Annotated in this window: 18 protein-coding genes, 1 tRNA gene and 1 pseudogene; 7 read left to right on the top strand and 13 right to left on the bottom strand. The window is 42.5% G+C overall.

Annotated elements, in window-relative coordinates; genetic code table 11:
• Positions 1-693: 693 nt before the first annotated feature.
• The 7 genes from AC23ME_RS06075 to AC23ME_RS06105 all read right to left on the bottom strand — a co-directional run bounded on the left by AC23ME_RS06075 (position 694) and on the right by AC23ME_RS06105 (position 11,119).
• On the bottom strand, positions 694-1,104 hold the full coding sequence (locus AC23ME_RS06075) for a Crp/Fnr family transcriptional regulator (protein WP_487726868.1): 411 nt from the start codon (positions 1,102-1,104) through the stop codon (positions 694-696).
• A gap of 332 nt (positions 1,105-1,436) precedes the next feature.
• The gene (locus tag AC23ME_RS06080; protein ID WP_487726869.1) at positions 1,437-3,482 is read right to left on the bottom strand and encodes a heavy metal translocating P-type ATPase; all 2,046 of its coding nucleotides are present in this window, start codon (positions 3,480-3,482) and stop codon (positions 1,437-1,439) included.
• A 26-nt stretch (positions 3,483-3,508) separates the two neighbouring features.
• Complete coding sequence (locus tag AC23ME_RS06085) at positions 3,509-3,970, bottom strand: MgtC/SapB family protein (RefSeq protein WP_487726870.1); 462 nt, start codon at positions 3,968-3,970, stop codon at positions 3,509-3,511.
• 13 nt (positions 3,971-3,983) lie between these two features.
• Positions 3,984-4,865 (bottom strand): bestrophin family protein, encoded by an 882-nt coding sequence (locus AC23ME_RS06090; RefSeq protein ID WP_487726871.1) that lies wholly within the window; start codon positions 4,863-4,865, stop codon positions 3,984-3,986.
• Between the two features lie 159 nt (positions 4,866-5,024).
• Positions 5,025-6,329, bottom strand: a complete 1,305-nt coding sequence (locus AC23ME_RS06095; protein ID WP_487726872.1) for an efflux RND transporter periplasmic adaptor subunit — start codon at positions 6,327-6,329, stop codon at positions 5,025-5,027.
• Between the two features lies 1 nt (position 6,330).
• On the bottom strand, positions 6,331-10,647 hold the full coding sequence (locus AC23ME_RS06100) for a CusA/CzcA family heavy metal efflux RND transporter (protein WP_487726873.1): 4,317 nt from the start codon (positions 10,645-10,647) through the stop codon (positions 6,331-6,333).
• Between the two features lie 136 nt (positions 10,648-10,783).
• Positions 10,784-11,119 (bottom strand): DUF6660 family protein, encoded by a 336-nt coding sequence (locus AC23ME_RS06105; protein WP_487726874.1) that lies wholly within the window; start codon positions 11,117-11,119, stop codon positions 10,784-10,786.
• Positions 11,120-11,775: 656 nt separating this feature from the next.
• On the opposite strand from AC23ME_RS06105, the gene AC23ME_RS06110 reads away from it, so the two are divergent.
• The 5 genes and pseudogenes from AC23ME_RS06110 to AC23ME_RS06130 form a co-directional block, all read left to right on the top strand.
• Positions 11,776-11,940, top strand: coding sequence for a DUF2188 domain-containing protein (locus AC23ME_RS06110; RefSeq protein WP_487726875.1), 165 nt, complete (start codon positions 11,776-11,778; stop codon positions 11,938-11,940).
• Between the two features lie 27 nt (positions 11,941-11,967).
• Positions 11,968-13,929 carry an LTA synthase family protein gene (locus AC23ME_RS06115; RefSeq protein ID WP_487726876.1) on the top strand — a complete coding sequence of 654 codons (1,962 nt, stop codon included), beginning with the start codon at positions 11,968-11,970 and terminating at the stop codon, positions 13,927-13,929.
• Between the two features lie 7 nt (positions 13,930-13,936).
• The gene (locus tag AC23ME_RS06120; protein ID WP_487726877.1) at positions 13,937-14,689 is read left to right on the top strand and encodes a phosphatase PAP2 family protein; all 753 of its coding nucleotides are present in this window, start codon (positions 13,937-13,939) and stop codon (positions 14,687-14,689) included.
• Between the two features lie 99 nt (positions 14,690-14,788).
• On the top strand, positions 14,789-14,977 hold the full coding sequence (locus AC23ME_RS06125; protein ID WP_487726878.1) for a hypothetical protein: 189 nt from the start codon (positions 14,789-14,791) through the stop codon (positions 14,975-14,977).
• A 14-nt stretch (positions 14,978-14,991) separates the two neighbouring features.
• Positions 14,992-15,864 (top strand): annotated as a pseudogene (locus AC23ME_RS06130) (recombinase family protein); the annotation flags it as partial.
• Between the two features lie 617 nt (positions 15,865-16,481).
• Here AC23ME_RS06130 and AC23ME_RS06135 read toward each other — a convergent pair.
• The 4 genes from AC23ME_RS06135 to AC23ME_RS06150 form a co-directional block, all read right to left on the bottom strand.
• Positions 16,482-16,555 (bottom strand) — tRNA-Arg (locus AC23ME_RS06135).
• A gap of 99 nt (positions 16,556-16,654) precedes the next feature.
• Entirely contained in the window at positions 16,655-17,824 is a 1,170-nt protein-coding gene (gene uxuA, locus AC23ME_RS06140) for a mannonate dehydratase (RefSeq protein WP_487726879.1), read from the bottom strand.
• A 115-nt stretch (positions 17,825-17,939) separates the two neighbouring features.
• Positions 17,940-19,286 (bottom strand): PhoH family protein, encoded by a 1,347-nt coding sequence (locus AC23ME_RS06145; RefSeq protein WP_487726880.1) that lies wholly within the window; start codon positions 19,284-19,286, stop codon positions 17,940-17,942.
• 950 nt (positions 19,287-20,236) lie between these two features.
• Complete coding sequence (locus AC23ME_RS06150; RefSeq protein ID WP_487726881.1) at positions 20,237-21,415, bottom strand: DmpA family aminopeptidase; 1,179 nt, start codon at positions 21,413-21,415, stop codon at positions 20,237-20,239.
• Positions 21,416-21,487: 72 nt separating this feature from the next.
• Between AC23ME_RS06150 and AC23ME_RS06155 the strand changes: the two genes are divergently transcribed.
• A complete protein-coding gene (locus tag AC23ME_RS06155; RefSeq protein WP_487726882.1) occupies positions 21,488-23,659 on the top strand; it encodes an FUSC family protein in 2,172 nt (723 codons plus the stop codon).
• An 80-nt stretch (positions 23,660-23,739) separates the two neighbouring features.
• A complete protein-coding gene (locus AC23ME_RS06160) occupies positions 23,740-24,150 on the top strand; it encodes an organic hydroperoxide resistance protein (protein ID WP_487726883.1) in 411 nt (136 codons plus the stop codon).
• A 97-nt stretch (positions 24,151-24,247) separates the two neighbouring features.
• On the opposite strand, the gene mgtE is transcribed toward AC23ME_RS06160, so the two are convergent.
• Both mgtE and AC23ME_RS06170 read right to left on the bottom strand, forming a co-directional pair.
• A complete protein-coding gene (gene mgtE / locus AC23ME_RS06165) occupies positions 24,248-25,597 on the bottom strand; it encodes a magnesium transporter (protein WP_487726884.1) in 1,350 nt (449 codons plus the stop codon).
• Positions 25,598-25,623: 26 nt separating this feature from the next.
• The gene (locus AC23ME_RS06170) at positions 25,624-26,328 is read right to left on the bottom strand and encodes a DUF3307 domain-containing protein (protein ID WP_487726885.1); all 705 of its coding nucleotides are present in this window, start codon (positions 26,326-26,328) and stop codon (positions 25,624-25,626) included.

Consider the following 26,328-nt stretch of genomic DNA (forward strand, 5'->3'; position numbering starts at 1 on the left):
CCGGAAACTTCAGACTGATCTTCTTCATTGAATTTTTGTAGCTTAGGAATGGTATACATTTTTCTATGTATCCGTATGGACGGCGCAAGTCGGTTTCAAAAGACACCTATCCAATTCTGATGGGCACTGAATGGAATGGAATTTAAACGACCAGACTGTTTATTAATCGCCAATCTCAGCTAAAAAACATTAAGCAAGCTATTGACCAGATCATCTGAAATTATGCGGAGCGCAAGTAAGGTAGAGAAGAAAGCAAAACTGAAAAAACAAAGAGATCGGCTTGAAAAAGTCTATCGTGCGATTAAGGCCATGCTTTTTCTGTTAGGTTTCATTTCCATCATCGTGCTTATCTACTTTGCTACACGTTCCAGATATGTCCACGTCAACCACTCCACCACAGACAATGCCAAAAAACAACGAACCGCATAACCGGCGCGATAAAAAAAACTGGAAGGGATTTATCCTATCCCATCGAACTGAAGCTATCCTATTGGCCATTCTTTGGATTGCCTATTTGCTTTTCGTCCGTGAATTTATGTCCTGATCAATTATATCCAACAGCAAACATCATACAATAATTCCAAACATGAAACTATTGAAAAATGTACTGTCCGCAATAGTGACGACCGTAGCTTTTATCATATTATTCCTACAATATTTCTGTTCCCAGAGGTAACAATGCGGGAAATCCATCTAATAAGTTGGCGAATTGTCCAAGAGCCTGCCTAGCTGACAGAAAGCTGGAGAATATTTGATCAGTCTCTGTACGGATTGAGCGGTAAGCTCCAGCACGACAAGATTGCCAAGTGCCCTAATAGAGGTCAGTGATGGTTCTGAACGGATAAAGCTGAAGCTGCAGAGACACCAATCACCCTTACCGTAGAAAGCCTGTATTAACTCATGCTCGTCCAAGGTTGCGAACTGGTAGGCATTGCCCGACACCACCAAATAGATAGCTAGACATACTTCTCCCGCCTCAAGAAGATATTGCCCATTACGAAAACACCTTAGGCGCGTCTCACTTTTGAACTGTTGGATGTTCTCATCCGAAAATTCACCGAGGGTCGCCAACAAAGACGACGATTCAGCTATAGAAAGCTCCACTTGCAAATCTTTAATTTCCTGGTTGTTGTGAATTGAATCAAAAAGATCCTGCCAGATAGTATAAACTAGTAGCAGGATCTTTTAGCGTTTTCCTATCGGTGGGGCTTATGTTGTATATCCCCACTGATATGCCTGTAATAATGTTTTGCGGTCGAAATTACTGCCAGCAGCAGGATCAGTCCTACGATCATCATCAACAGGATTTTCCATAGCCGGTATTTTTTTATGGGTCTTTTTTCATTCTTTACCCCAGGCGCCCTAAAAAGCGGATGGTCAAATTCAGCACCTCCCTTATACCGCTTGTTCCGTTTCTTCATCAGTTCCCCATTATCCTATCCAAATTTCATCCGCTGTATCCTTACCGCATTCAATATCGCGATCAGTGCCACACCTACGTCAGCGAATACCGCCTCCCACATCGTAGCCAAGCCTCCCGCACCAAGTACAAGCACTACGGCCTTCACCGAAAAAGCAAGGATGATATTCTGCCAAACGATTTTTTTGGTCTGCTTACCGATATTGATCGCCATGGGAATCTTGCTTGGCATGTCATCCTGTATCACCACATCTGCCGTCTCGATCGTAGCATCACTGCCCAGACCGCCCATGGCCATGCCAACATCGCTCAGGGCAACTACTGGTGCATCGTTAACTCCATCTCCAACGAAAGCAACGCTCTCGTTCCTCGACTTCAGTTCCTTTACCTTATTGACCTTATCTTCCGGCAAAAGATCTCCAAAGGCATTATCGATACCCAATTGTTTGGCCACGTAGGCCACCACCGAACTTTTATCCCCGCTGAGCATGGTTGCCCTAACACCCAGTTCATGGAGCTTTTCAATAGTTCGTTTAGAATCCGCCTTAATACTGTCTGCAATAGTGATATACCCTGCAAACTTACCACCAAAAGCGACTGCGATTACCGTATACACAATTTCTGACGGATCTAGACCATACTTGATCTGGAACTTGTCCATCAACTTGAAATTTCCGACCAATAGTTCCTTACCGTCAACGGTAGCCTTCAGGCCATGGCCTGCGATTTCCTCAACATTATCAAGTTTGACCGAACTATCTACTTCGCCAACATGGTTATGAATGGCCGTTGCCACGGGATGTGTACTCTGACTTTCCAACGCATTGACCAATTTCAGAATTTCCTGCTGATCAAAACCTTCTTCGATAGTTACCTGCTGTACCTTGAATACACCTTCGGTCATCGTTCCCGTCTTATCCATTACCACATTCTTTACGGTTGCAAGGATATCCAAAAAGTTACTGCCCTTGAAAAGGATGCCATTTCGACTGGCTGCGCCAATCCCTCCGAAGTAACCTAACGGAATAGAGATCACAAGCGCACATGGACAAGAGATGACCAAGAAGATCAATGCCCTATAAAGCCAGTCCCTGAACACATAGCCTTCAACAAAGAAATAAGGCACTACACAAATTCCGATGGCCAATAGGACTACGATAGGCGTATAGATTTTCGCAAACTTTCGGATGAAAAGTTCGGTCGGAGCCTTCTGCGCTGTCGCATTCTGTACCAGTTCCAAGATCTTGCTCAGCTTACTATCGGAGTAGGCTGTATTGACCTTTACCTGACTTACCGTGTTCAGGTTGATCATCCCGGCAAGTACCGTCTCTCCTTTATTTTTGGAATCAGGTTTACTTTCCCCAGTCAGGGCAGCGGTATTAAAGGATGCAGACTCTGAAATCAGTTCTCCATCCAATCCAAGCTTTTCCCCTGGCTTAAGCTGTATGACCGCACCGATCTCTACCTGCTCCGCTTTCATGGTACGTGGCTTACCATCCTCTAGAATGGTCACTTCGTCTGGACGTTGGTCCAATAGCGCCTTGATATTACTTTTTGCCCTGGATACGGCAAGCGTCTGAAAAACTTCACCAACGGCATAGAACAACATCACAGCTACCCCTTCAGGATATTCCTTGATAATGAATGCACCTATGGTGGCAATGCTCATCAGAAAGAATTCCGAGAATACCTCGCCCTTACTTATACTACCGATGGCATCTTTGATCACGGGCAAACCCACAGGAGCGTAGGCAGCTACATAAAGTGCTACCCTAACCCAGCCCGTAAACCACGGTTGGGGAAAAAAGTTATCAAGGGCGATACCGATCAAAAGCAGTACCAGGGAAATGATCGCCGGTAAAAATAGCTGAAAAGCACTTTTATCTGTTACATCATGGTTATGGCCATCATCATCACTATGCTCGTGATCATGGTCGTGCCCATCACCGGCATGGTGCTTATCTTTCAACAAATCTTTTGCACCGGCATTATCGTAGATTTTTTCTGTCTGATTGCAGCAGAGCTGTTTTCCCTGTGCATCATACTTATGCTTATGTTCCATATGATTTGGTTTTAAATTATTTAAGATTAAATATTGTCATCGTGCTGTTTACTCCTGAAAAGCACTTTTAGAAAGCGCTGGTACCAAGAAAATTTGTTGATGGTAAAGATCAATAGGAGGACCAGGGTAGCCGCCACTGCTATCACGAACATGTTCAGCGCAATGGCAACGCCGATAGCCGAGGTAGACCAGAGACCTGCTGCCGTTGTCAGCCCCTTGGGCGTATTTTTCTCATCTCGGAAAATAATACCCGCACCGATAAAGCCCAGACCCGTAGCGATAGCTGCCAACATCCTTGAAATGGCAGACTTATCTTCGGTCAGATGGGCAGCAATGGAAACAAAGAGACACGCAGCTACACAGATGCAGGCAAAAGTCCTGATCCCTGTATACTGATGTTCCCGTTCCCGTTCGATACCTACGATACCACCGAGGATCAGGGCCAATAGCATTTTGGCCGAAAGCAATAGCTCAAATTCGATATCCATCCGCTAATATTGATTACATTTCAAAATATTGATAATTCTTGGGCTTGGCCGGTACATCCTTCTCCCCGATCCTTTCCAACAGATTGATCTCTATGGTCTGTGCCAATGAGGTCATCGGTGTATCCACTGGCGTATTTTCGAACGGATCCTGCATGATGATTGCTGTCTTTTCAATGGCAACAAAAAGGATCGGGATCAATATGGTCAGGAAAATCTCTATGCCAACCTGTACATCCTGCATGCCTAAGGGAAGCAGAATAGCGAACACATAGATCAGGGTATGTACCAAAAGGCTATAAGACCTTGGAAATACCGTGTTTTTGATCCTTTCACACCTGCCCATACTATCGCATAGCCTAGCTATGGTCTCATTGAGCTGAACCTGCTTGAAATCCGATATCAGCGAATCGTTGGCAAGCTCCCTTACCTTATCGGAATGCTGATCCAATATCGCGTTGGGAATATTCACTGCCTGGATCTGGTGGGCATTCAGGTAGCTCTTTACCTTAGGCGAAAATTCCTGCCTGCGCAGCGCCTCCCCCAAAGCATATACCCAGGTAATCTGCGTAATGACAAACTCCTTTACGATCACCTTCTGTTTATCGGGAACAAACTGTTGTACCTGTCTGATCAAGGTTCTAGAATCGTTGACTACCGCACCCCATACCGTTCTGGCCTCCCACCAACGTTCATACGATTGGGCTGTCCTAAAAGCCAATAACAATGACACCGCAGTTCCAAGCAATGCCGGAACGGCCAAAGGCAGTGAAATCTTCTGGAAAATGGGCAGTTCATCCAACAGACCAACAACCACAGCAAAAACCGTGATGATCACCAATTGAGATCCGATTCCCTTGATAAAGTACCAGATCGATATTTTTTTGTTCAATAGCATATTCGATGTTTTTTATATCTTCAATTTACCTATTACCTAACAAATAACCACTGCGACATCATAACTTTTTACACTGCATTTTCTTCCATCTCGATAGTCCATCAAATTATTGACGAAAGGAGGTCGATGCACAAGGCATCTTCCCCCTTCGCACCTAACCTAATGTTCATGGCCTCCAGCATTGCTTAATTTCGCATTGATAAAAAATGCTCCCTTGGTTACTATCTTTACATTTTTTGGAAGCTGTCCCACTGGCGTGATCGCCGTGTAGCCCAGCTCCGAAACGCCCTTGGCAACCTCAATTTTTTCGAAGTTCATATTAGCGCTATGGCCTTTGTTTTCGGCGGCATGGTCATGCTTTTCCCCTTCTTTCTCCGCATGGTCCTTTTCTGGCGCCTGGCCAGCTCCCCCTTCCTGCTTGTCAGTATGGACAAAAATGTAGAACTTGCCATCAGCCTCCACGATCGCATCATTGGGAACAGTTGAAGTCATCACCTTATCGACACTGACCATACCGGTGATATTCATGCCGTCGATCAACCCCGCTTTATTTCCTGTTACCGTACAGTGAACAGCAATGGTTTTGCTCTCATTTTCGAAAGACGAACCAATATTGAATACCTTTGCCGTGTAGGTAACCTGAGGATTATTGGTCACGGTAAAATTGACCAATTGGCCTACCTTCACAAAGGGAAGATCCTTCTCAAATACCTGAAGGTCCAAATGGATCAGTCCGTTGTCAACGATCTCCACTACCGGAGAGGAAACATCCACGTAACTACCGATCTTTGCAAATTCCGCACTCACTGTTCCGCTTACCGGACTGGTAACCGATAGGGCAGCCGTCAGCGTTGAAGCTGAAATAGAGGCAGGATTAATGCCCATCAACTGCACCTGCTTATACAACGAAGCTTTCCTTGCCTTGATCGCATTCAGCTCGGAAGTAGCATTCTGTAGATTTTTCAGCGCACCTGCATTTCCTGCGTTCAGTTCACGTTGGCGTTGCAGTTCCTGTTCTGCCAAAGTGATCCTGCTGCCAATGGTCAGGTACTCTTCCTGTAACTGTACAAACTGCGGATTTTCGATCGTAGCGATCACCTGTCCCTTCCGTACGTAGTCACCCAATTGCACTTTTAGGGTCTTTACCACTCCTCCATAAAGTGAGGTCGCATTTGCCTTATTATTGTTGGGTACCCTAAGGGCGCCGTTGGCCTTGATCGCAGCAGTAAGATTTTTCTGTTCGATCGTTCCTATGGTAATCCCTACCGATTTGATCTGTTCAGGCGTAAGGGAAGCAATGGTTGACGATCCCTCCTCTCCATGTCCCTCCTCTTCCTTCGCGCCTTCGGCCATTTTGGCTTCTGTGCCATGGTTGTCGCCGTCACCTTCTGTATGTTTACCTCCGCAGCTATTCATTATAATAGCGGTCATAGCGAAGAATAATATTCTAAAAACAAGTTTCATCTTATCTGTTGTTGTAGTAATTGAATTGGATAGCTGATTGATTGTATTGGTTCAGGACATCTAGGTAGCCCTGACGGATGCCGATGGCCTGACCAAGAAACTGGCCCAGTTCAGCAAAACTGATCTCTCCAGACCTATAGCTCAAGGTAGCGGCAGCGATGATTTCCTCTGATTGCTTCAGTCCCGAAGTCTCGTAGAAATCCAATAAAGACCTGTTCTTTTCGATATCTGCAATCGCATTAGACCTTTGGGTCTGTAGCTGCTGGGACTGGAAAGCCAAGGTTTTTTCCTGAACCTCACGTTCGGCGTTCGCTACCCTGACCTTATTGCGATACGCACCACCACCAAAAAGAGGGATAGACGCCGTTACCGAAAAACCCGTAAAAGGGTCGTTTGCTCCCCAAAGACGTTGACTAAAGAACCTGCCCGAAAATTCCGGTCTGTTGGTATTCTTCTGAACCGAGATATTGGAATTGGCAATGTTCACGTTCTGCTCCTGTAGGGCCAACAGTGGATGTGTACCGACAGCCGTCGAAGTCTCTACATCAACCTTTCCTAAAGGTAAAGCAACAGGCAATAGCCACTCGTTCTGGTTTAACAACATCATCAGTTGCTGCTGCTGGATGGTCATCTCTTTGGCATTCTGAACCAGTTGGGCCTGCAGCTCCCTCATTTTGGCTTCGGCGGCCACCCTGTCCAGTCTCGCGACATCCCCCGTTCTCACTCGGATTTCAGTAGTCTTGAACAACATCGTATATACACTGTCCAATCTGGTATAGAGTGCTTGTCTGTCCTGTAAAAACCACAACTGGTAATACGCTGTACGCACATCCCTCTTGATTGCAGCATTCAATACATCACCATTTAGTTCCGCATATTTCAGCTGCGCATTCAGGTAATTTTTCCTTGCCGCGTATAGACCGGGCCACGCAATAGCTTGGGAGACCCCGATCTTGAGGATACCGACTTTATCCGAAGGACGGTAATCCTCATTCTCTGCAAAAATCCCAGTCTTGGGTATTTCAAAAGCAGTCTTGGTATTCAGCCTGGCACTTTTCACCTCCGCTGTGTTCACGCCCAATTGCTGGTTACTAGTCAGCGCAGTACCCACGGCACTCTCCACGGATATCCTTTGCTGTGCATTGGCCGAAGATAGGCCGATCATCAGCAGAACGATGGTAGCAACCACGGTCTTTTTACCTAGCTTACCTTTAATGTTTATGCTCTTGTCAAAGATGATGTATAACAACGGCAGCACAAATAAAGTCAGGAAGGTTGCGGTGATCAGACCACCGATCACTACCGTAGCCAAAGGTCGTTGTACCTCGGCACCCGCACTAGAACTGATTGCCATCGGCAGGAAGCCTAACGAGGCAACCGTTGCTGTCATCAATACTGGGCGCAAGCGGGTAATCGCCCCTTCCTTCACCCGTTTCAATATATCTTCCATACCTTCTTTTTTCAACTGGTTAAAGGTTCCGATCAGTACGATACCATTGAGTACCGCCACACCGAAGAGTGCGATGAAACCAATTCCGGCACTGATACTGAACGGCATGCCGCGCAACATCAATGCGAATACCCCGCCAATGGCACTCATCGGGATAGCGGTAAAGATCAATATGGCCTGCTTGAACGATCTGAACGTAAAAAACAGCAACATAAAGATCAACAGCAGTGAAACCGGAACGGCGATCATCAAACGTGCACTTGCCTTCTGTAGGTTCTCGAACTGTCCACCATAAGTGAAATAGTAGCCCGATGGTAGTTTGATCTTCTGGGCCAACTGTTGCTGGATGTCAGTCACTACACTCTGTACGTCGCGCCCTGCAACATTGAAACCGATTACGATACGGCGTTTGCCCGCTTCGCGGCTGATCTGTGCAGGTCCCAATTTGTAGGCGATGTTGGCCACCTGTGACAATGGAACCTGTAGTCCCTTGCTTGTTGGGATCATCAGATTGCTCACGTCATCGATACTGCTTCTTTTGGCACTGTCCAAACGGACAACCAAATCGAACCTGCGTTCGTTCTCGTATACCTGACCGGTACTTTTGCCTGCAAAGGCGGTACTTACCACATCATTGACGTCCTGGATGGTCAGACCGTAATTGGCTATACGTGAGCGGTCATATTCGATATTGATCTGTGGAAGTCCACTTACACGCTCCACCTGTGGAGATGTTGCTCCCGGCACGCTCTGGATCACTTCGCTAACCTCTTTGGCATAATTTGCTAGGGTATCGATATTCTCTCCGAAGATCTTAACGGCCACGTCCTGTCTGATACCCGTCATCAGCTCATTGAAACGCATCTGGATTGGCTGGTTCTTCTCAAAGAAAACACCTGGGATCACCTCCAGTTTTTCCATGATCGCGTCCGCCAACTCTTCGTAGCTTCGCTCGGTCTTCCACTCTTTCATCGGCTTCAGTACCACCATCAGATCGGTAGCTTCGGGAGGCATCGGATCGGTCGGAACTTCGGCCGCACCTGTTTTTCCAACCACCATCTTCACTTCGTCAAACTGCTTGATGATACGGGAGGCCTGCATGGAAGTTTCGATACTCTGGTTGAGTGAACTCCCCTGCGGAAGAATACAGTGGAAAGCAAAATCACCCTCCTGTAACTGCGGAATAAACTCGCCTCCCATCCTGCTGAAGAAAAAGATAGAAACGGAGAAAAGCACCACTGTAGCGGCAACGACATAATATTTGATCTTGATTACCTTTTCCAGTAACGGCTGATAGATGCCCTGAAGCTTCTCCATCATCTTGTCGCTGAAATTCATTTTGTGCGAAGGCTTTTTCGAAAGGAAAAGTGCGCACATCATCGGGATGTAGGTCAACGATAGAATTAGGGCACCAAAGATGGCAAATCCAACTGTTTGTGCCATCGGGCCGAACATTTTACCTTCTACACCAACTAAAGTTAAGATCGGGATATAAACGATCAGGATGATGATCTCGCCAAAAGCTGCACTGGTACGGATTTTTGAAGCAGAGGTAAACACCTCTTCGTCCATCTCGCCCTGTGAAAGTTTGTTCATCGACTTTCTGAGTCCCAGATGGTGCATTGTCGCCTCTACGACGATTACCGCCCCATCCACGATCAGACCGAAATCGATCGCACCAAGGCTCATCAGATTGGCACTTACACCGAATACATTCATCATACCGAGGGCGAAAAGAAGCGCCAGCGGGATAGCCGAGGCAACAATCAGACCAGCGCGAAGGTTACCCAAAAAGATCACCAATACGAAAATCACGATCAGCGCCCCTTCGATCAGGTTTTTTTCTACAGTAGCAATCGCTCTTCCTACGAGATCCGTACGATCAAGATAGGGCTCGATAACCACATCGTCCGGTAAAGAGGCTTGAATGGTAGGCAGTTTTTCCTTGATACGTTTCACTACCTCGTTACTGTTCTCCCCCTTGAGCATCATCACTACTCCCCCAACGGCATCCACTTCCCCATTATAGGTAAGTGCGCCATAGCGTACCGCACTTCCGAACCTCACATCGGCTACATCATTGATATAGATCGGTACAGCTCCGGAATTCTTTACGACAATCTTTTTCACATCGTCCAACGAATTCACCAGTCCAATACCCCTGATAAAGTAGGCGTTCGGTTTTTTATCGATATAGGCACCACCTGTATTCTGGTTATTTTTCTCTAGGGCAGTAAATATCTCAGGAATGCTCACGCCCATAGCTCTCAGCCTATCTGGATCAACGGCAACCTCATACTGCTTCAACTGGCCACCGAAACTGTTCACTTCAGCAATTCCTGGTGTACCATATAGTTGTCTGGCAACGATCCAATCCTGCATCGTACGCAGGTCTTTGGCATTATATTTCTTCTCACTTCCCTTTTTTGGGTGTATGATATATTGATATACCTCCCCCAATCCGGTGCTCACTGGTGCCATTTCTGGCGTACCCACGCCCTGCGGGATTTTATCGACAGCCTCTTTCAGACGTTCGTTGATCAGCTGACGGGCAAAATAAATGTCTGTCTTGTCGTCAAAAACTACGGTAATCACCGAAAGTCCGAAACGGGAAATACTACGAATCTCTTCGATTTTCGGCACATTGGCAATACTCTGTTCTATAGGGAATGTAACCAGCTGTTCCACCTCTTGACCGGCAAGGGTCGGACAGCTTGTAAATATCTGTACCTGATTATTGGTGATGTCCGGTACGGCATCTATGGGTAGCTTGGTTGCACTCCAACCACCCCAAATTATAAGAACCAAGGTCATTAGACCGATAATGATCTTGTTCTTTATACTAAAATAAATGATCTTATCTAACATTATTGTTCTGATTAATAACTAATAGGACTTACCGCAATCCAGAATATGTGTATGGACGCGGTCGGAAATTAAAGTACAGGCGGACACGGCCACATCTAGCGGCATGTACGGACTTCTGTTCCGAAAAAAGTAATGATTAGCTATTCAGCTTGGGCGGCTGCCAGATGCTTCCGTAGTAGTTGGAAACAAAACGTTGATCCGTGAAAAGGAATTTTAGTTCCTCATACACAGGTTTCGGGTCTTCCTCTTTTTTGGCTAGGAATTTACTGTCGATGGTCGTATGGCAACAGCTACAGTTGCAGAACGGACTACAATTGTCATTGGCGTCCGACCTGTGGCTATGGTCGTCTGCCATCTCCACCCTCGACTGCCGCTGTTGTTGGCTCGACTTACATTCATTGTAGGCATCACTGCATGGGAGCATCATCATGCCCATGAGATAGATAACCATTATGAATGCGACGTGTTTCATTGGACACAAAGCTAAACATTATTTTAAAAAAGCAAATATTTTTATAAAAAGCTCGATCTTTAAAATGTCATAAAAAATAAATCATGCCTCCAGGCGTTACTATGAACGATTTGTAAATGTGGAATATACTATGAATATTTTTATATTTTTGCACCGATGAAGGCCACCGTACTGCTATTTCTTTCCATCATGTTGCTACAGTTATCGTGGCCATGTCAGGATGTGCTCATGGTGGACACGGAATACCAAGCGGACAGCCCATCGCTTGCAGGCCCCCGGTCTTCCGACCACGGAGCTGTCAAAGCTGATGAGTGCAGTCCATTCTGTCAGTGTGCCTGTTGCGCCACACCATCGCTGACCTTCTTTACTTCACAGCTCGTACCTCCAATAGCTATTCATCCAAACACAACCCATAACCTACACACCTGTGCTCCTACATTAGAAATCAGTATCGGCATCTGGCAACCCCCAAAACTATACAGCTGAACTTTATGGTTACTAGTTTTTTTAATTGGTAGCATCCTTTTAGTTATTGTCCAATATCACAACTAGCGATGCTCGCCCAAGCTTGGGAACATCGCTGAAGAAGGTAGCGGGAACCGTTGTATCTGTCCCAAAAGGGACACAAACCCCATACATTTCAAATGGAATGGACCATGGAATATTTCCCACTGGAAATGGACGACCTGGAACCCAGGGTACGTCAAAAGGCTATTGAGATAGCCAACAAATTGATAAGCGAGGGAAATCAGTCTAATCCCCAGCTGGTACGACAGGCCATTGCCCAAGCGGAAGAATGGTTCTTGGACCTTGAAGGCTAACACATTTCTATTTTCAATCGTTTAATCATGATTAATCACAACAGATCAAATAGCCTGCTACGCTACGGTGCGCTCAGGTTATTCATATTATTTTTCCTTACCGCTTCCCTAGGTCTGCGGATACTATTGATGGTCATTTCCTCGCCAGATTCGGGGCTTAGCCTTACTGGAGTCCTAGTCACGTTGACAAAAGGAACGGTATACGATTTTACCGTAGCCATCTGCTTTACCATCCCCTATGCGTTATGGCTGCTATCCGGGAATAAAGTGCTGGGCTCGCCGTTTGGCAAGGTCATGAGCTATCTTATTATTTTCCTGATGTCATTTATTGCCGTATTCTCCTTCTTTGCCGAATATACCTTTTGGTCTGAATTTGAAAGCCGCTTCAATTTTATCGCTGTAGATTATCTGATCTACACCTACGAAGTAATAGCCAATATCAACCAGTCCTATCCGCTTCCCATACTGATCAGCTGTGTAATACTCGCAGCTTTGCTGATTACCCTACTTCATTCCAGGGCAATCTCCAAAAGTAGCAGAAGTAAAGCCAAACTCGGTTTCAGGCTAACGATGACGTTATCGATCATCTTCGTTTGCTCCGTATTGTTGTGGACAACGAATAACTCTTGGTCGGAAGGCAGTTTAAACCGTTACCAGAATGAACTCTCTAAGGCGGGCATCTATTCATTTGTAGCTGCTTTTAGGAGCAACGAACTAAACTATAACCAGTTCTATCCTATCATCAATGATGCCAAAGCGATAGGGATCATCAGAAAACAGCTGGAACGGCCCAATGCGCAATTTACCAAAAACGCGACATCCATCGAAAGAAGGATCACGGGAGGACTGACCGAGAAAAGCCCAAATGTGATCATGGTGGTACTGGAAAGCTTCAGTGCGGACTTCATGGGCAGGTTCGGAAATACCCAAGGCCTTACCCCCAACCTTGATTCGATCGCTTCCCGCAGCCTCTTCTTCAGAAACATGTACGCTACGGGAACCCGAACGGTAAGGGGAATGGAAGCCCTTTCACTGGCTATTCCTCCGACCCCTGGTAACAGTATAGTGAGAAGAAAAGATAACGCTGGACTAACGACCATCGGCAGTATTTTCCGGAACAAGGGATATCAGACCACCTTTTTCTACGGCGGGGATGGTTACTTCGATAACATGAACCAATATTTTGGAAGTAATGGTTTTGACATCGTAGATCGTGGAAAAAAATTTACAGTGGGAGATTCCTACCAGGGTAAAAGGATTAGGATAGCAGACGATCAGGTGATGTTTGAAAACGCGTGGGGGATCAGCGATGGCGACCTTTACCGTTCGGTGATCCGTAGTTCGGATAGTTCATCGGCAAATGGAAAGCCTTTCTACCACTTCGTGATGACGACTTCCAATCATCGTCCCTTTACCTATCCCGCTGGAAGCATAGATATCCCTTCGGGAACAGGCCGGGAGGGCGCGGTCAAATACACTGATCATGCGATAGGAAAATTTTTGACTGAAGCTAGGAGCAAGCCGTGGTTTGCCAATACGGTATTTATTTTTATCGCAGACCACTGTGCTTCCAGTGCGGGGAAAAATGAGATCGATATTGCCAAGTACAGGATACCAGCGATGGTATATAACCTTAAGGACACCAATCCAGAAGTCATCACTCCGTTATGCTCCCAAATAGACCTCTATCCTACCTTGTTTGCCAAGATGGGCTGGAGCTACCTGAACAATACCTATGGTCAAAATGTACTCGACAATACCTACAGTCCAAGGGCATTATTGGGAACCTATCAGAAGTTGGCATTATTACAGGGGGATTCACTGGTCGTCCTCAGCCCCAAAAAGAAACCAGAAACATTCATCTATAATTCCATTACAAACGAACAGTCGTCCAAAAGTTTACCGAAATCGGTAGTAGAACGAGCAATTGCTTACTATCAGTCCGCATTTTATCTATACAAAAACAACGGATTAAGACTCAAAAAATAAAACACCCATGAAAAATATATTTAGCATCATTATTTGCCTTTTTTACTTTAGCGCTCAGGCGCAGCTAGCTACCAATGTCGATACAGCCGCTATCACAGAGCTACCAAAAGAAGAGCGCTTCAAATGGAAAGCAGCCATCATCCCAGCTGCTGGACTGGCCTATGGATTTGCCACACTCGGTGCCACGCCATTGAAGAACCTCGATGAGGCCGGACGGCACGAATTTTATCTCGAACATCCCCACAAGAGGATCAGGATCGACGATTACATGCAGTTCGCCCCAGGAGCAGCCACGCTCGCCCTTAGCCTTTCTGGGGTAAAGGGCAGGAACAAAACCCTAGATCAGGCAGGAATATACCTGGTTTCGAACGTGATCTTGAACTCATTTACCCAAGGCGTAAAGAATGCAACCGCCGTTACTAGGCCTGACGGCACCTCCAACGCCTTTCCATCGGGGCATGCAGCCGAAGCCTTTGCCTCTGCTGAGTTCATGAGACGCGAATACGGGGATAGGTCGGTATGGTACACTTTAGGTAGCTACACTATGGCAACATCGGTCGGCCTGTTCAGAATGTACAATAACAAGCACTGGTTCAGCGATGTTGTTGCTGGTGCTGGTGTCGGCGTACTTTCCACACAGGCGGCTTACTGGCTTTATCCAAAAATCAAACGGGTATTCTCCAAGAAAGGAAATGGTCCGGTCGTGATGCCCTACTACAGTAATGGAGGTATTTCAGCGACGCTCAGCCATAGATTCTAGAAGCATTATCTGAAATCGAATATTTTCTTAGCAAGTCACTAACAGCTTGTCAAGAATAAACAATTTTTACGCCCATAATTGTAGAAAACACATGCGATTATGGGCGTTAAAAAAAACAAGTCAAAAAGATCACACCCTGTGTTAATAGTAGATAACCTTCCTAAATCCTTTGGAAGTATAAAGAAAAATGATACCAATAAAAAGTCGAACATTACCGAAAACGAGCGTATTTTACTAACTTTATTAGCAGGAATAATGATTGAAATTATTTTAAACGAAGAACTATGAATGCTATTGGCTATATGCGTTTGAGCGCAAAGGATCAGTCCAAGTCACTCGAGTACCAGGAGAGTACCATTAGGGAATATTGCAGACGCAACAACCTGAGAGTAATCGACATTTTCAAAGATAACGGGGAGAGCAGCTATACGTTTGACCGGCCCGACTATTTGGCCTTGGAAGCCTACGTCAAGAAATACAAGGGCGAATGCCAATACCTGATTGTACTTGATCATGACCGGTTCAGCAGAAATCTGCCAGAGGCTTTGATCAAAATCGCTGAACTGGAAAAAAAATATGGTGTAAAGGTTATTGCAACCACAGAGCGCATTGACATCGACACTTCTGATCCAGACGTCTTTATGAAAAGGGCATTGGATTATATGATGGCCAATAAAGAGCTTTTCAATATCAGAAAACGTACCAAGCAGGGAATTAGGAATGCCAAGGAAAATGGACGCTATTTGGGAAGGGCACCATTTGGATACCGCAACGTCATTGACGGCACGAAACGGAATTTAATCGAAGTCGAGACAGCTCAGGCATTTATAGTAGAAAGGATTTTCAACGAATATATATCGGGTGTTCCTCCATATCTCATCTACAAAAATGCAAAATCCATCGGCTTCAAACAGACAGGACATAATGCTATTTTCAGTATACTAAAAAACAGTCTTTATGCTGGTCTTATCAGGGTACCCGCTTATAGGGAATTACCTGAAAAGTATGTCAAGGGGATACATGATCCAATTATCTCAGAAAATCAATTTTGGCTGGCTCAAAGAATGTTGGCTGAAAGCCGACGTAAAACCAGAATTCAGCCAGCCGAGGACTTTCCGTTACGTGGCTTACTTAGATGTTGGTGCGGCACCAAAATGACCGCTGGATGGTCCAAAGGTTCAAAAAACTACTATCTATACTACAGATGTATAGAACATACCAATGTAAATATTCCGGGTAACGTACTACACGAAAAATTCGAACAGCTCCTATCTGGTTTGAGTTTTCAGAAGCACCATATAGATTTCTTGTTAGAAACATCTAAGGCTATGCTAGCTGAACCCTTAAAACAAAAGAAAAGACATGATCAAGAAAATTTCAAAGAGCTACAAAAGGTAAATGAAAAGATTTATAAGCTAGAAGAGCGTTTGATCAACGACGAAATAGAACAATCTACTTACCAAACCTGGTTTAAAAAATTGAAGGCGGATAAAGCGCTTTTGGAACACGCAATAAATGGTAGAGAGAAATCAAAGCTCACTAATGACGACAACTACATAGAGCGGCTTTTGCCACGATTGGCAAACCTCAGAGAACTTTACGACAAAGGTAATATAGCTCAAAAGCATACGTTGATTAGAGGGGTGTTCAAAGATAATCTCTTTTGGGGTAATGGGTCATTTAGAACTAAATTCCTAGACGAAACATTCCATCACAACTTATTGAAAATCAACGAAAAAGGGTTGCTTTTTAATGAGCAACCCTTTCCAAAATCGAACTTAAATCTCGTTAGTACCCCCAACAGGATTCGAACCTGTGACCTACGGTTTAGAAAACCGGTGCTCTATCCAGCTGAGCTATGGAGGCCCTTATAATGATAACAACCAATGGTCGTTTTCGTTATGGTGGTGCAAAGATATAATTCTTACCGTATTAAACTGAAAAAAAATTGAAAATTTTATCAGTTTAATAGTTCCCAGAGATACCTAACTCTAAACCACGTAGTTCCGCTAAACCGCGTAACCTTCCTATAGCTGAATATCCAGGATTAGTTACTTTATTTAAATCATCCAACATCTGATGCCCATGATCTGGCCTAAAAGGAATAGGATCTATACGCTTAGCATTTTCAGCTACTACGGCTTTCATCACCTCGTACATATTCACGTCTCCACCTAAATGGTCTGCTTCAAAAAAGTTACCCTCTTCATCCCTTTTCACATTACGTAGATGCAAGAAATACACACGGTCTTTAACAGCTTCGAAAATTTCTACCAAATTATTTTTGACACCAGCGCCAAGCGAACCTGTACAATAGCAAACACCATTAAACGGTTGATCTACCCTTTTCAAGATATCAATAAAATCTTCTTTGGTACTAGCAATACGAGGCAAACCTAAAATTGAGTAAGGAGGATCGTCTGGATGGATGGTCATCTTAATGCCCAGCTCTGTACAAGTTTCAGCTATGCTCGATAAAAACCATGCTAAATTCTCTCGCAAACCGTCATGTCCGATAGCTTTATACTCATTGATACTCGCTCTAAGCGTTTCCAATTCTATCTCTTTTTCATTTGGGATACCCATTAGCACGTTAGTACGCAAAAGATCAATTTCTTCTTTACTCATTGTTGCAAACTTAGCCTTTGCCTTTGCTAGAATATTAGCATCGTAGTCAGCTTCTGCATCGTCTCTTTTAAAGATATATAAATCGAAAATGGCCAAATCTGTCCAATTGAAATATAGCGCTTTCGCACCATTTGGCATTTCTAGATCCAGCTGCGTTCGGGTCCAATCTAATACGGGCATAAAATTATAGCAAACTGTTTTTAAGCCACACTCAGCTAGATTTCTTAAAGACTGCTTATAGTTTTCAATATATTTATCCGCATCAGCCCTGCGTGTTTTAATCGCTTCGTGAACTGGCACACTTTCTACTACGCTCCAAGTTAAACCTGCCGCTTCTATAATTGCTTTACGTTCTTTAATATCTTCAATTGGCCATACATCACCATGTGGAACGTGATGCAGCGCAGTTACGATGCCTGTTGCACCCGCTTGTTTAACATCTTGTAACGATACTGGATCAATTGGACCGTACCAACGCCAAGTTTGTAATAGTTTATGGTTACTCATTTTCTTTATATAAGGATATCCAATAATACATATTTTAGCTTATTAGGTAGCAACGGATAGCCTAAAATAGTTACGGAAACGTTAGCGTAAACTCTGTTATCGCAACAAGATCTGCTTACAGTAATTCTGTTGCCAAATTAGCAAGCTCGCTACGTTCTCCCTTTTGCAGGGTAATATGCGCATAAAGGGGATGGTTTTTCGCATTTTCTATGAGGTAAGACAATCCATTACTCTCCGAATCCAAATATGGGGTATCAATCTGATAAATATCTCCCGTAAAAACTATCTTGGTATCTTCTCCTGCCCTACTTATAATCGTTTTGATTTCATGGGGAGTTAAATTCTGGGCTTCATCTATGATAAAGAAAATCTTATTCAAGGTTCTGCCTCTAATAAAGGCTAATGGCGCTATTTCGATCTTCTCGGTCCTCACCAGCTCGTCAATCTTTAGTTGTGTTTTTTCGTCCTTCGCAAACTGATCTCGTATAAACTTAAGATTGTCCCAAATTGGTGCCATATACGGATCTACCTTCGATTTAATATCGCCAGGCAAAAAACCTATATCCTTGTTGCTTAGTGGAACTATTGGACGAGTAATGTAAATCTGTCTATACTCTCTGCGCTGTTCTAAGGCACTCGCTAGGGCCAACAATGTCTTGCCGGTTCCAGCGTTACCTTGTATGGTTACTAATTTTATAGTTGGATTTAATAAAGCTTCTATGGCAAAACTCTGTTCGGCATTGCGAGGTTTAACACCAAAAATCACATCATCTTTAACCAATTTCAGTGTTTTGTCGTTTACATTATAAAATGCTGGTGTAAGCTTCCTTTTATTTTTAAGGATATAAAAATGGTTAGCTTGCTTGTATGGCAAATCTAAGGTAACGGCATCGATAAATTTTTCTTGTTTTAATTGATCGAAAAGAACGAGATCAAAATTGTTCAATGTTGTTTTACCACTATATAGCTCTTCAACATTTTTAATCTTGCCAGTTTCGTAATCTTCTGCATGTAAACCGAGTGCTTTTGCTTTTAATCTTAAACAGATATCTTTCGACACCAAAATTACCTTGTGAGTCGGATTTTCTTCCTTCAACACTAAAGCAGAATTTAGAATACGGTTATCAAACTTTCCTTGACTAAACAAAGTTTCTGCATTTTGCTCTACTGGGTTTTCCTCAATTTGTATCTTAAATCTACCTGAACTCTTTTTATTGAGGTTAAACCATTTGTTGAGCAGATTATTTTTAGAGGCGTTATCTATGATACGAATGAAATTTCGAGCTTCAAAATTCCGGGTATCGTTTCCACTTTTAAAGTTATCAAGTTCTTCTAAAACTAGGGCTGGCACAGCTACGTCATGCTCCTGAAAGTTGTTTACCGCGTCATGATCGTATAGTATAACTGAAGTATCTAATACAAAAATCTTTTTAGAAAGCTGTGGATGATCCTTTTTTGCCATGTAATAAAATTAAGATTAAATAGCTAGAAAAGGAAAACCTTTTGGCTAGAATTGGATAATTTGAAAAGCAATATCAGTAGTGCTATTGTCTAGTAGTCCCGCCATAGGCTCATACTGCACTGGACTTAGCCACAAGGCCGGTATCTGCCAATGTCGAGTTTAAAATGCAAGTGCGGTGCATAGGCTTAAGTTTATTAAACCCGATTGATGCGGTATATCCCGATTTTTTCGGGAATATAGCGGAAAGCGGGGCTAATGTTGCGACAAGCTATTGCAGTAAATTTTCTAAAAATTAAAGCAAGCAGGCTAAATGAAATCCATTCCAAACAAAAACGGAGAACTGCCTCTTTCGATTTGGTTCTCCGTTTTAAACTTATCTTTATTCGTAAACAATGATAAGCTATCAATCGATTTTACTTGAACTCTTTTGCTTCCCTATCTTTCGATTGTTCTGCTTTAAAATGATGCTCTCAAACTTTCTCTCCATAGAGTTCCAGTTTTTCCCACCAATGTCTGTTTATTGTTCAGTTTTAGGTCTTAAACCCTTTTGCCTAACTCCATCCGTTCTTTCGAATGACCTGAGTATCTTTGGCTAATTATCCATTTTCAGTTTTTCAACCTCATTTGAACCTACAAGGCCGTTAAAGACGCGAGTAGCTGATACAATTTTGATCCCGAAAATTTGTAGCTTTTCAGCTTGATTTTCGTTTTGGATTTTTTTCAGACGGTCAAAGTACTTCGTTTTTGATATGATCTAAATTAGTAGCAAAAGCAATATTTGTCAAGAAAAATTCAATTATTTTATTAACAAGTTATAAACCATATAATTAACACTTACAAACAGCGATATTCGGATAAAAAATATTGAAATTTTGCCAAAAACTAAATATTCCGCACATAATCACTTAAGTTATTCACATTCAAATTATTAACATAATTAGCAAACTTTGCTATTTTTCTATCGCCATTGGCAGCTTATTTTGATTGATTGCATTATATTTTTTCAAAATCTCCACTGTTTTTTTAATCGGCAAAGCCTTCACTTCTCTCCCGTTTATCCCTTTTGTATCGTGTGCGCTAAACAGCGAATTTAGCAAAGCTTCTTCTGTTGCTTCCCACACTGCCAAAAATAATGGCGACAATTCTTCATTATTCAAATCGTCGATGTTTCGGATTTTATCTTTTGTATGGTGCGAAATTCTGTTTTTCTCGTAAGTTGAAAAAGCAATGGAATAGTCGCCACTGCCATTAGAAGAAAAGGCACCAACATTACCGAAAGCGATATAAGAACGTTTGGCCAACCTTTCTAAATTTCGATCAGACAGCGGCGCATCTGTTGCGATAATAATCATACACGATCCGTCAGCTTTGTAAGGTTTACTCTTATCCATGAGGTAGAAATTATTTAGCTCACGGCCTACAGGCGCTCCGTTAATTTGCAATACACCCCCGAAGTTAGATTGCACCAACACACCAACTGTATAGCCACCCTTTGAAACTGGCAACACCCGTGAAGCCGTCCCAATTCCTCCCTTAAAACCTAGAGCTTCGGTACCAGTTCCTGCACCAACACAGCCTTCGATAACCACACCAGCACTTGCATTCTTTAATGCAGACAGTACATCTTCAGTTTTAACGTGCCTACCTCTAATATCGTTAAGTCCGCCATCATTAGTCTCGCCTACCATAGCATTAACCGAACGCACATTTTCATTTCCTTGCAGTGCCAACATATAATCCAATAGTGCATTGGCTACCAACGGTGTATTCAAGGTGTTAGTCAGTAAAATTGGTGTTTCCAAATTACCCAACTCCTTAATTTGCGACAAGCCCATCGATTTTCCAAAGCCATTACCTACATAAGCTGCTGTTGGCACTTTTTCTTGAAATAGGTTTCCACTATGTGGGATAATTGCCGTAACGCCAGTTCTAACCGAATCTCCTTTAACCAGAGTAGTATGCCCAACTTTTACACCTGCAACATCGGTAATGGCATTGTATTTTCCTGTTTTAAGGATACCGGTGAATACGCCAAAATCTCTTGCCCGTCCGCGTTTTTCTTGTGCAATTGCAACTGAACTACAAATTGTAAGCCACAAACCAATTCCTAAAAGTATTTTTATGTTCATTTTATCTGATTAGAATTTAATACATAAAAAGAAGCATTTGCTGCCAATTTTCAAACTAATTCAGCACAAATAATGTTAGATTTGTATATGCTTCACCGCCCAATTAGAGATACCCAAGATTTTTTATTGAGCAACTATTTTGCCGAGGGGCTTCGCATCACTTTTGGGGTGCTATGTCCGTCTTTAGTTATGGCACATTTTGGGATGCTACAGTATGGAATGACACTTTCATTGGGAGCTTTGTGTGTAAGCATTGTAGATTCGCCCGGACCTATACACCATCGTAGAAATGCGATGTTTGTAACCACAGCCCTTCTTTTCTTGGTAACGATTATTGTAGGATTAACCAACCGAAGCGATCTCTTCACAGGAATTTTATTAGTGATTTTCAGCTTTGCTTTCTCTATGCTTTTCTTGTATGGAAACCGGGCTGCTTCGATAGGTACTTCGGTTCTACTCATAATGATTTTGAGTATTGATGACGTTAGACCGTGGCAGGACGTAATTTTCTACAGCATGCTGGTATTTATTGGAAGTATTTGGTATACCTCTTTAAGTTACCTTATTTACAGGCTACGCCCCTATCGTTTGGCACAACAAACATTAAGTGATTCGATACATGAAGTTGCCGATTTTCTAAGAGCTAAGGCTAAATTCTACTCACAGAATACTAATTACGAAAAGAACTACGCCGATTTACTTCAACTTCAGGTAGACGTGCACCAGAAACAAGATGAGGTACGTGAAGTACTGTTTAAGACCCGAGAAATTGTTCGAGAATCTACACCGCAGGGAAGATTTCTATTAATTGTATTTACCGATATGGTAGACCTGTTTGAGCAGGTAATGTCTACCTATTACAATTACAAACAACTTCATGAGCAATTCGACTCGGTCGGTATTTTAGCACATTACGAAGAGGCCATCAACAAAATTGCAGATTCGTTGGATGATATAGCCTTTGCACTAAAAAGTGGCGGCACACCACATCTTGCCGGAAACTTAGAAAAGGATTTAGAAAAACTTCGTCAGGAAATAAGCGACTTAGAACAACATAAAAACAAAGAATACAATACTTTAGGTATCATCGCCTTAAGAAACATAGAAGTTAATATCGAGAACATTGTTGGTCGTATCAAAACCATCAACAAGTACTTTAACAAGAAAGAGCAACGCAAAATTAAAAAGGGCGAAGTTGATGTAGGGAAGTTTGTGAACTCTCAAGAAATCAACACCAAATTATTGTTAAACAACCTTACTTTTAGCTCTTCTACGTTTAGGCATTCGGTACGTGTAGCCATTGTAATGTTGGTAGGTTTTGTGGCTGCTCGTAGTTTAGATTTTGCCCACAGTTATTGGATTTTGTTAACGATTTTGGTAATTTCTAAACCCGGGTTTAGTTTGACCAAGGAAAGAAATTATCACCGTATCATCGGCACTATCTTGGGTGCATTTATTGGGATGGGCATCCTGCATTACATCCACGATAAAAACACATTGTTCATTATCCTAATACTGTTTATGATTGCTGGCTATAGTTTCCAGCGCAAAAATTATGTGGTGAGTGTAATTTTCATGACACCTTATATCCTTATCATTTTTGATTTTTTAGGGATGGGTACCATGAATATCGCTACAGAAAGAATTTATGATACATTAATCGGTTCTGGTATTGCATTTATCGGCAGCTATTCTTTATTCCCAAATTGGGAACATGAAAAATTGAAAGAAGCAATGGCAGATATGATTAAATCTAACCAATGGTACTTTAAAGAAGTTACCAAGCTATATTTTGAGAAAGGATTTGATCTTACCAACTACAAATTGGCTCGTAAGGAAGTTTATGTAAGCACTTCCAATCTGGCTTCGATGTTTCAGCGCATGTTTTCTGAGCCTAAGAGCAAGCAGGTTTACATGAAAGAACTGCATCAATTTACGGTATTAAATCACTTGCTATCATCTTATATAGCAAGTTTATCGCTATACATCAAGGAGCACAATTTCGTTTGTGTATCTTATCAGGATATTAAACCTATTGCCGAGAACACTAATTATCTTTTGGAAAATGCAGGTGAAAATCTGAACAAGCAAAACGATGAGTTAAGCAATGTTCCGCTCATCAGATTAAAAAACAGCTCTGGACTGGAGCTATCTGATGCAGACGTAGTGATTGCAGAACAGTTTGACCTGATTCAAAAAGTATCTTACGATATTTTCAAATTGACAGAGAAAATTAAGATATAATCTCCTTGGCTTAATTTATCTTGATAGTTTTGTACAAACTAAAACCCTATTTAGTTGTTCCATAGAAAACTGAAAATATTATGGAAAAGTTATATACAGCCTCTGTTACCGTTATTGGCGGTAGAGATGGGCACGCAAAATCTAGCGACGGAATTTTTGAAACAGATTTGAGAAAACCGAAGGAAATGGGCGGACAGGGTGGTGCTCCAAATCCGGAGCAATTATTTGCTACTGCTTGGGGTTCATGCTACTTAGGCGCTTTACATTCTGTAGCCGAACCTGAAGGAGTAGATGCTACAAATGCAAATGTGAATGTCCATGTATCCTTCAATAAAAATGGTGAAGGTTTTGCTTTAACAGCCGATCTAGATGTGCACATTCCCGATATCAGTATCGAAGAAGCGCAGTCAATTGCAGATAAAGCTCACGCAGTTTGCCCTTATTCTAAAGCTACAAAAGGAAATATAGAAACGAGGGTAACCGCAGTTTAATCTATTGACTTAAGTGCAGTGCAACAGAGATATCGTTAAATATCCAAAGATTTTTACAGACTTACGAAGTTTAAAAACTTCGTAAGTCTGTTTTATTTTATAACAATAACTTACTTGCCAATCCCAACAATAGCAAGAAACCAAAAACATCCGTAAAGGTGGTGATGATAATAGAAGAAGCAATTGCTGGATCTATCCCTACCCTTTTCAAAATCAAAGGAATGCCTGCACCTGTAAAACCCGCAATAATCAAGTTGCCAGTCATCGCCATAAATATCACCAAGCCAAGCATCAAATTGGCATCAAAGAAGTAAGCAAACACCAATACGATTAAACCAGTTGCTGCTCCATTTATCATTCCAACGGTAAATTCTTTTAATACCGTCCTATACGCTTGCTGATCTGTTAAATCGAACAATGAAATACGTCGAACAGTAACGGCTAAGGCCTGCGTAGCGGCATTACCGCCCATACCCGCAATAATAGTCATGTAAGCAGAAAGAATAGCTAAGTGAGCCAAAGTGTCTTCGTAGTATCTCACCACTGCCGATGCTAAAAAAGCCGTTCCTAAGTTGATAATTAGCCATGGCAAACGAGATTTTACGGCATCAACCCAATTACCAGCTAGCTCTTCATCCTCCGATACACCGGATATTTTCAATATATCCTCGGTATTTTCATCTTCCATAACGTCTATAACGTCATCAAAGGTTACTCGTCCTAGTAATTTAAGTTCATCATTTACTACTGGAATACTGGTTAAATTGTACTGAGATAATAATTTGGCTACTTCTTCCTGATCCGTTTCGGCTTTTACATACACCGCATCGGGCTTTACCATTGCGGTAATTTTGGGATTTCCTTTTGCCTTAATGATATCCTTTAAGGAGATTATGCCTTTAAAAGTGTCATCATCATCTATTACAAAAACCGTATAAAACTCTTCAATTTCTTCACTCTGTCTAATAATTTCATCAATCGCATCTTTTTTGGTGAAGTTGATATTCACCCTAATCATCTGCGTATTCATCAAACCACCGGCAGTTTCCTCGTCGTAGCTTAATAAATTCCTGATACTTTCGGCGTCATCAGCGCTCAGGTCTTCGAGAATTTCCTGCTGATCTTCTTCATCCAGTTGCGAAATAATATCGGTAGCGTCGTCGTAATCTAACTCTTCTACAATTTCCGTACGCTTTTCAGGATGTAGTTGTATCAACAACTCTTCTGGATGTGCCTGTTCGCTCATCTCAGCAATTACTTCAGAAGCTTTTTCTACTTCCAGTAAATTGATAATACGCTGTTTATCTTCCGAATTGATATTATCGAACAAGATCGCAATTTCAGACGCATGATATTCGGCCAAAGTTTGCGTTAACAGTTGGTCGTCACCATCTATTGCCGTTTTCAGCTTAGAAAGGTCTGTTTTATCTAGTTCGAATGATTGCATTTCTCTGCAAAATTAAAAATTTGACCTTATAAATTGATATGTGCAATCCCCAATGATATGGCTACTGCTATTCCGAAACTGAGCAAAGTACCTATCAGCACATATTCTGTTAATTTCAGGTCATTCCCTTCCTTCAGATCGCCAAATCTAAAAATTGATTTTGCAGCCAACAAAAAACCTACCGCTTCTAAATGGCCAGTCAGAATAAATATGTAGATGAGCAATCTCTCTAAAACACCAATGAATTTTCCGGCATTGTGTAATGAAATTGATCCCTTGCTAGGAATAAACCTAGCGATAAGCACTTTAATGATGATAGCTGTTGGCGATGTGAGTAACAAAGCGCCAAAAATGTAGAGCCAAACTTGTGGATCGTAGAAAAAGTTGGCGTTGATACTTGCACCGTCGTAAAAAGATAGCCAACAAGCTACAATTACAGTGATATGTAATACCTGATCTGCAAAAAACCAGAGCCGCTTATTCGAAGTCTTTTGAAACAATAGCTTACAGGCATCAATAGCAAAATGACTAACTCCGATAATGAGTGCAGGCAACCAAACGCTGAATGACCAAAACAATACGAACACTAAAGCTACGTGAATAGCTACATGCAGATAGAGCTTATTAGAATTTAACTTTAAACGTTCCTTTTCTCCTACCCATTGATCTGGCTGCAGAAAGAAATCACCTAGGATGTGTGCTAAAAGCAATTTAATCAATACAATATCCAT

The organism is Pedobacter sp. T50_32 (assembly GCF_057652195.1).

What these genes read in the sequence shown, in the direction of transcription:
- AC23ME_RS06080 (WP_487726869.1), bottom strand. Translation starts at nt 3,482, where the DNA reads ATGGAACATAAGCATAAGTATGATGCACAGGGAAAACAGCTCTGCTGC.
- AC23ME_RS06085 (WP_487726870.1), bottom strand. Translation starts at nt 3,970, where the DNA reads ATGGATATCGAATTTGAGCTATTGCTTTCGGCCAAAATGCTATTGGCC.
- AC23ME_RS06090 (WP_487726871.1), bottom strand. Translation starts at nt 4,865, where the DNA reads ATGCTATTGAACAAAAAAATATCGATCTGGTACTTTATCAAGGGAATC.
- AC23ME_RS06095 (WP_487726872.1), bottom strand. Translation starts at nt 6,329, where the DNA reads ATGAAACTTGTTTTTAGAATATTATTCTTCGCTATGACCGCTATTATA.
- AC23ME_RS06100 (WP_487726873.1), bottom strand. Translation starts at nt 10,647, where the DNA reads ATGTTAGATAAGATCATTTATTTTAGTATAAAGAACAAGATCATTATC.
- AC23ME_RS06105 (WP_487726874.1), bottom strand. Translation starts at nt 11,119, where the DNA reads ATGAAACACGTCGCATTCATAATGGTTATCTATCTCATGGGCATGATG.
- AC23ME_RS06110 (WP_487726875.1), top strand. Translation starts at nt 11,776, where the DNA reads ATGGAATATTTCCCACTGGAAATGGACGACCTGGAACCCAGGGTACGT.
- AC23ME_RS06115 (WP_487726876.1), top strand. Translation starts at nt 11,968, where the DNA reads ATGATTAATCACAACAGATCAAATAGCCTGCTACGCTACGGTGCGCTC.
- AC23ME_RS06120 (WP_487726877.1), top strand. Translation starts at nt 13,937, where the DNA reads ATGAAAAATATATTTAGCATCATTATTTGCCTTTTTTACTTTAGCGCT.
- AC23ME_RS06125 (WP_487726878.1), top strand. Translation starts at nt 14,789, where the DNA reads ATGGGCGTTAAAAAAAACAAGTCAAAAAGATCACACCCTGTGTTAATA.
- uxuA (WP_487726879.1), bottom strand. Translation starts at nt 17,824, where the DNA reads ATGAGTAACCATAAACTATTACAAACTTGGCGTTGGTACGGTCCAATT.
- AC23ME_RS06145 (WP_487726880.1), bottom strand. Translation starts at nt 19,286, where the DNA reads ATGGCAAAAAAGGATCATCCACAGCTTTCTAAAAAGATTTTTGTATTA.
- AC23ME_RS06150 (WP_487726881.1), bottom strand. Translation starts at nt 21,415, where the DNA reads ATGAACATAAAAATACTTTTAGGAATTGGTTTGTGGCTTACAATTTGT.
- AC23ME_RS06155 (WP_487726882.1), top strand. Translation starts at nt 21,488, where the DNA reads ATGTTAGATTTGTATATGCTTCACCGCCCAATTAGAGATACCCAAGAT.
- AC23ME_RS06160 (WP_487726883.1), top strand. Translation starts at nt 23,740, where the DNA reads ATGGAAAAGTTATATACAGCCTCTGTTACCGTTATTGGCGGTAGAGAT.
- mgtE (WP_487726884.1), bottom strand. Translation starts at nt 25,597, where the DNA reads ATGCAATCATTCGAACTAGATAAAACAGACCTTTCTAAGCTGAAAACG.
- AC23ME_RS06170 (WP_487726885.1), bottom strand. Translation starts at nt 26,328, where the DNA reads ATGGATATTGTATTGATTAAATTGCTTTTAGCACACATCCTAGGTGAT.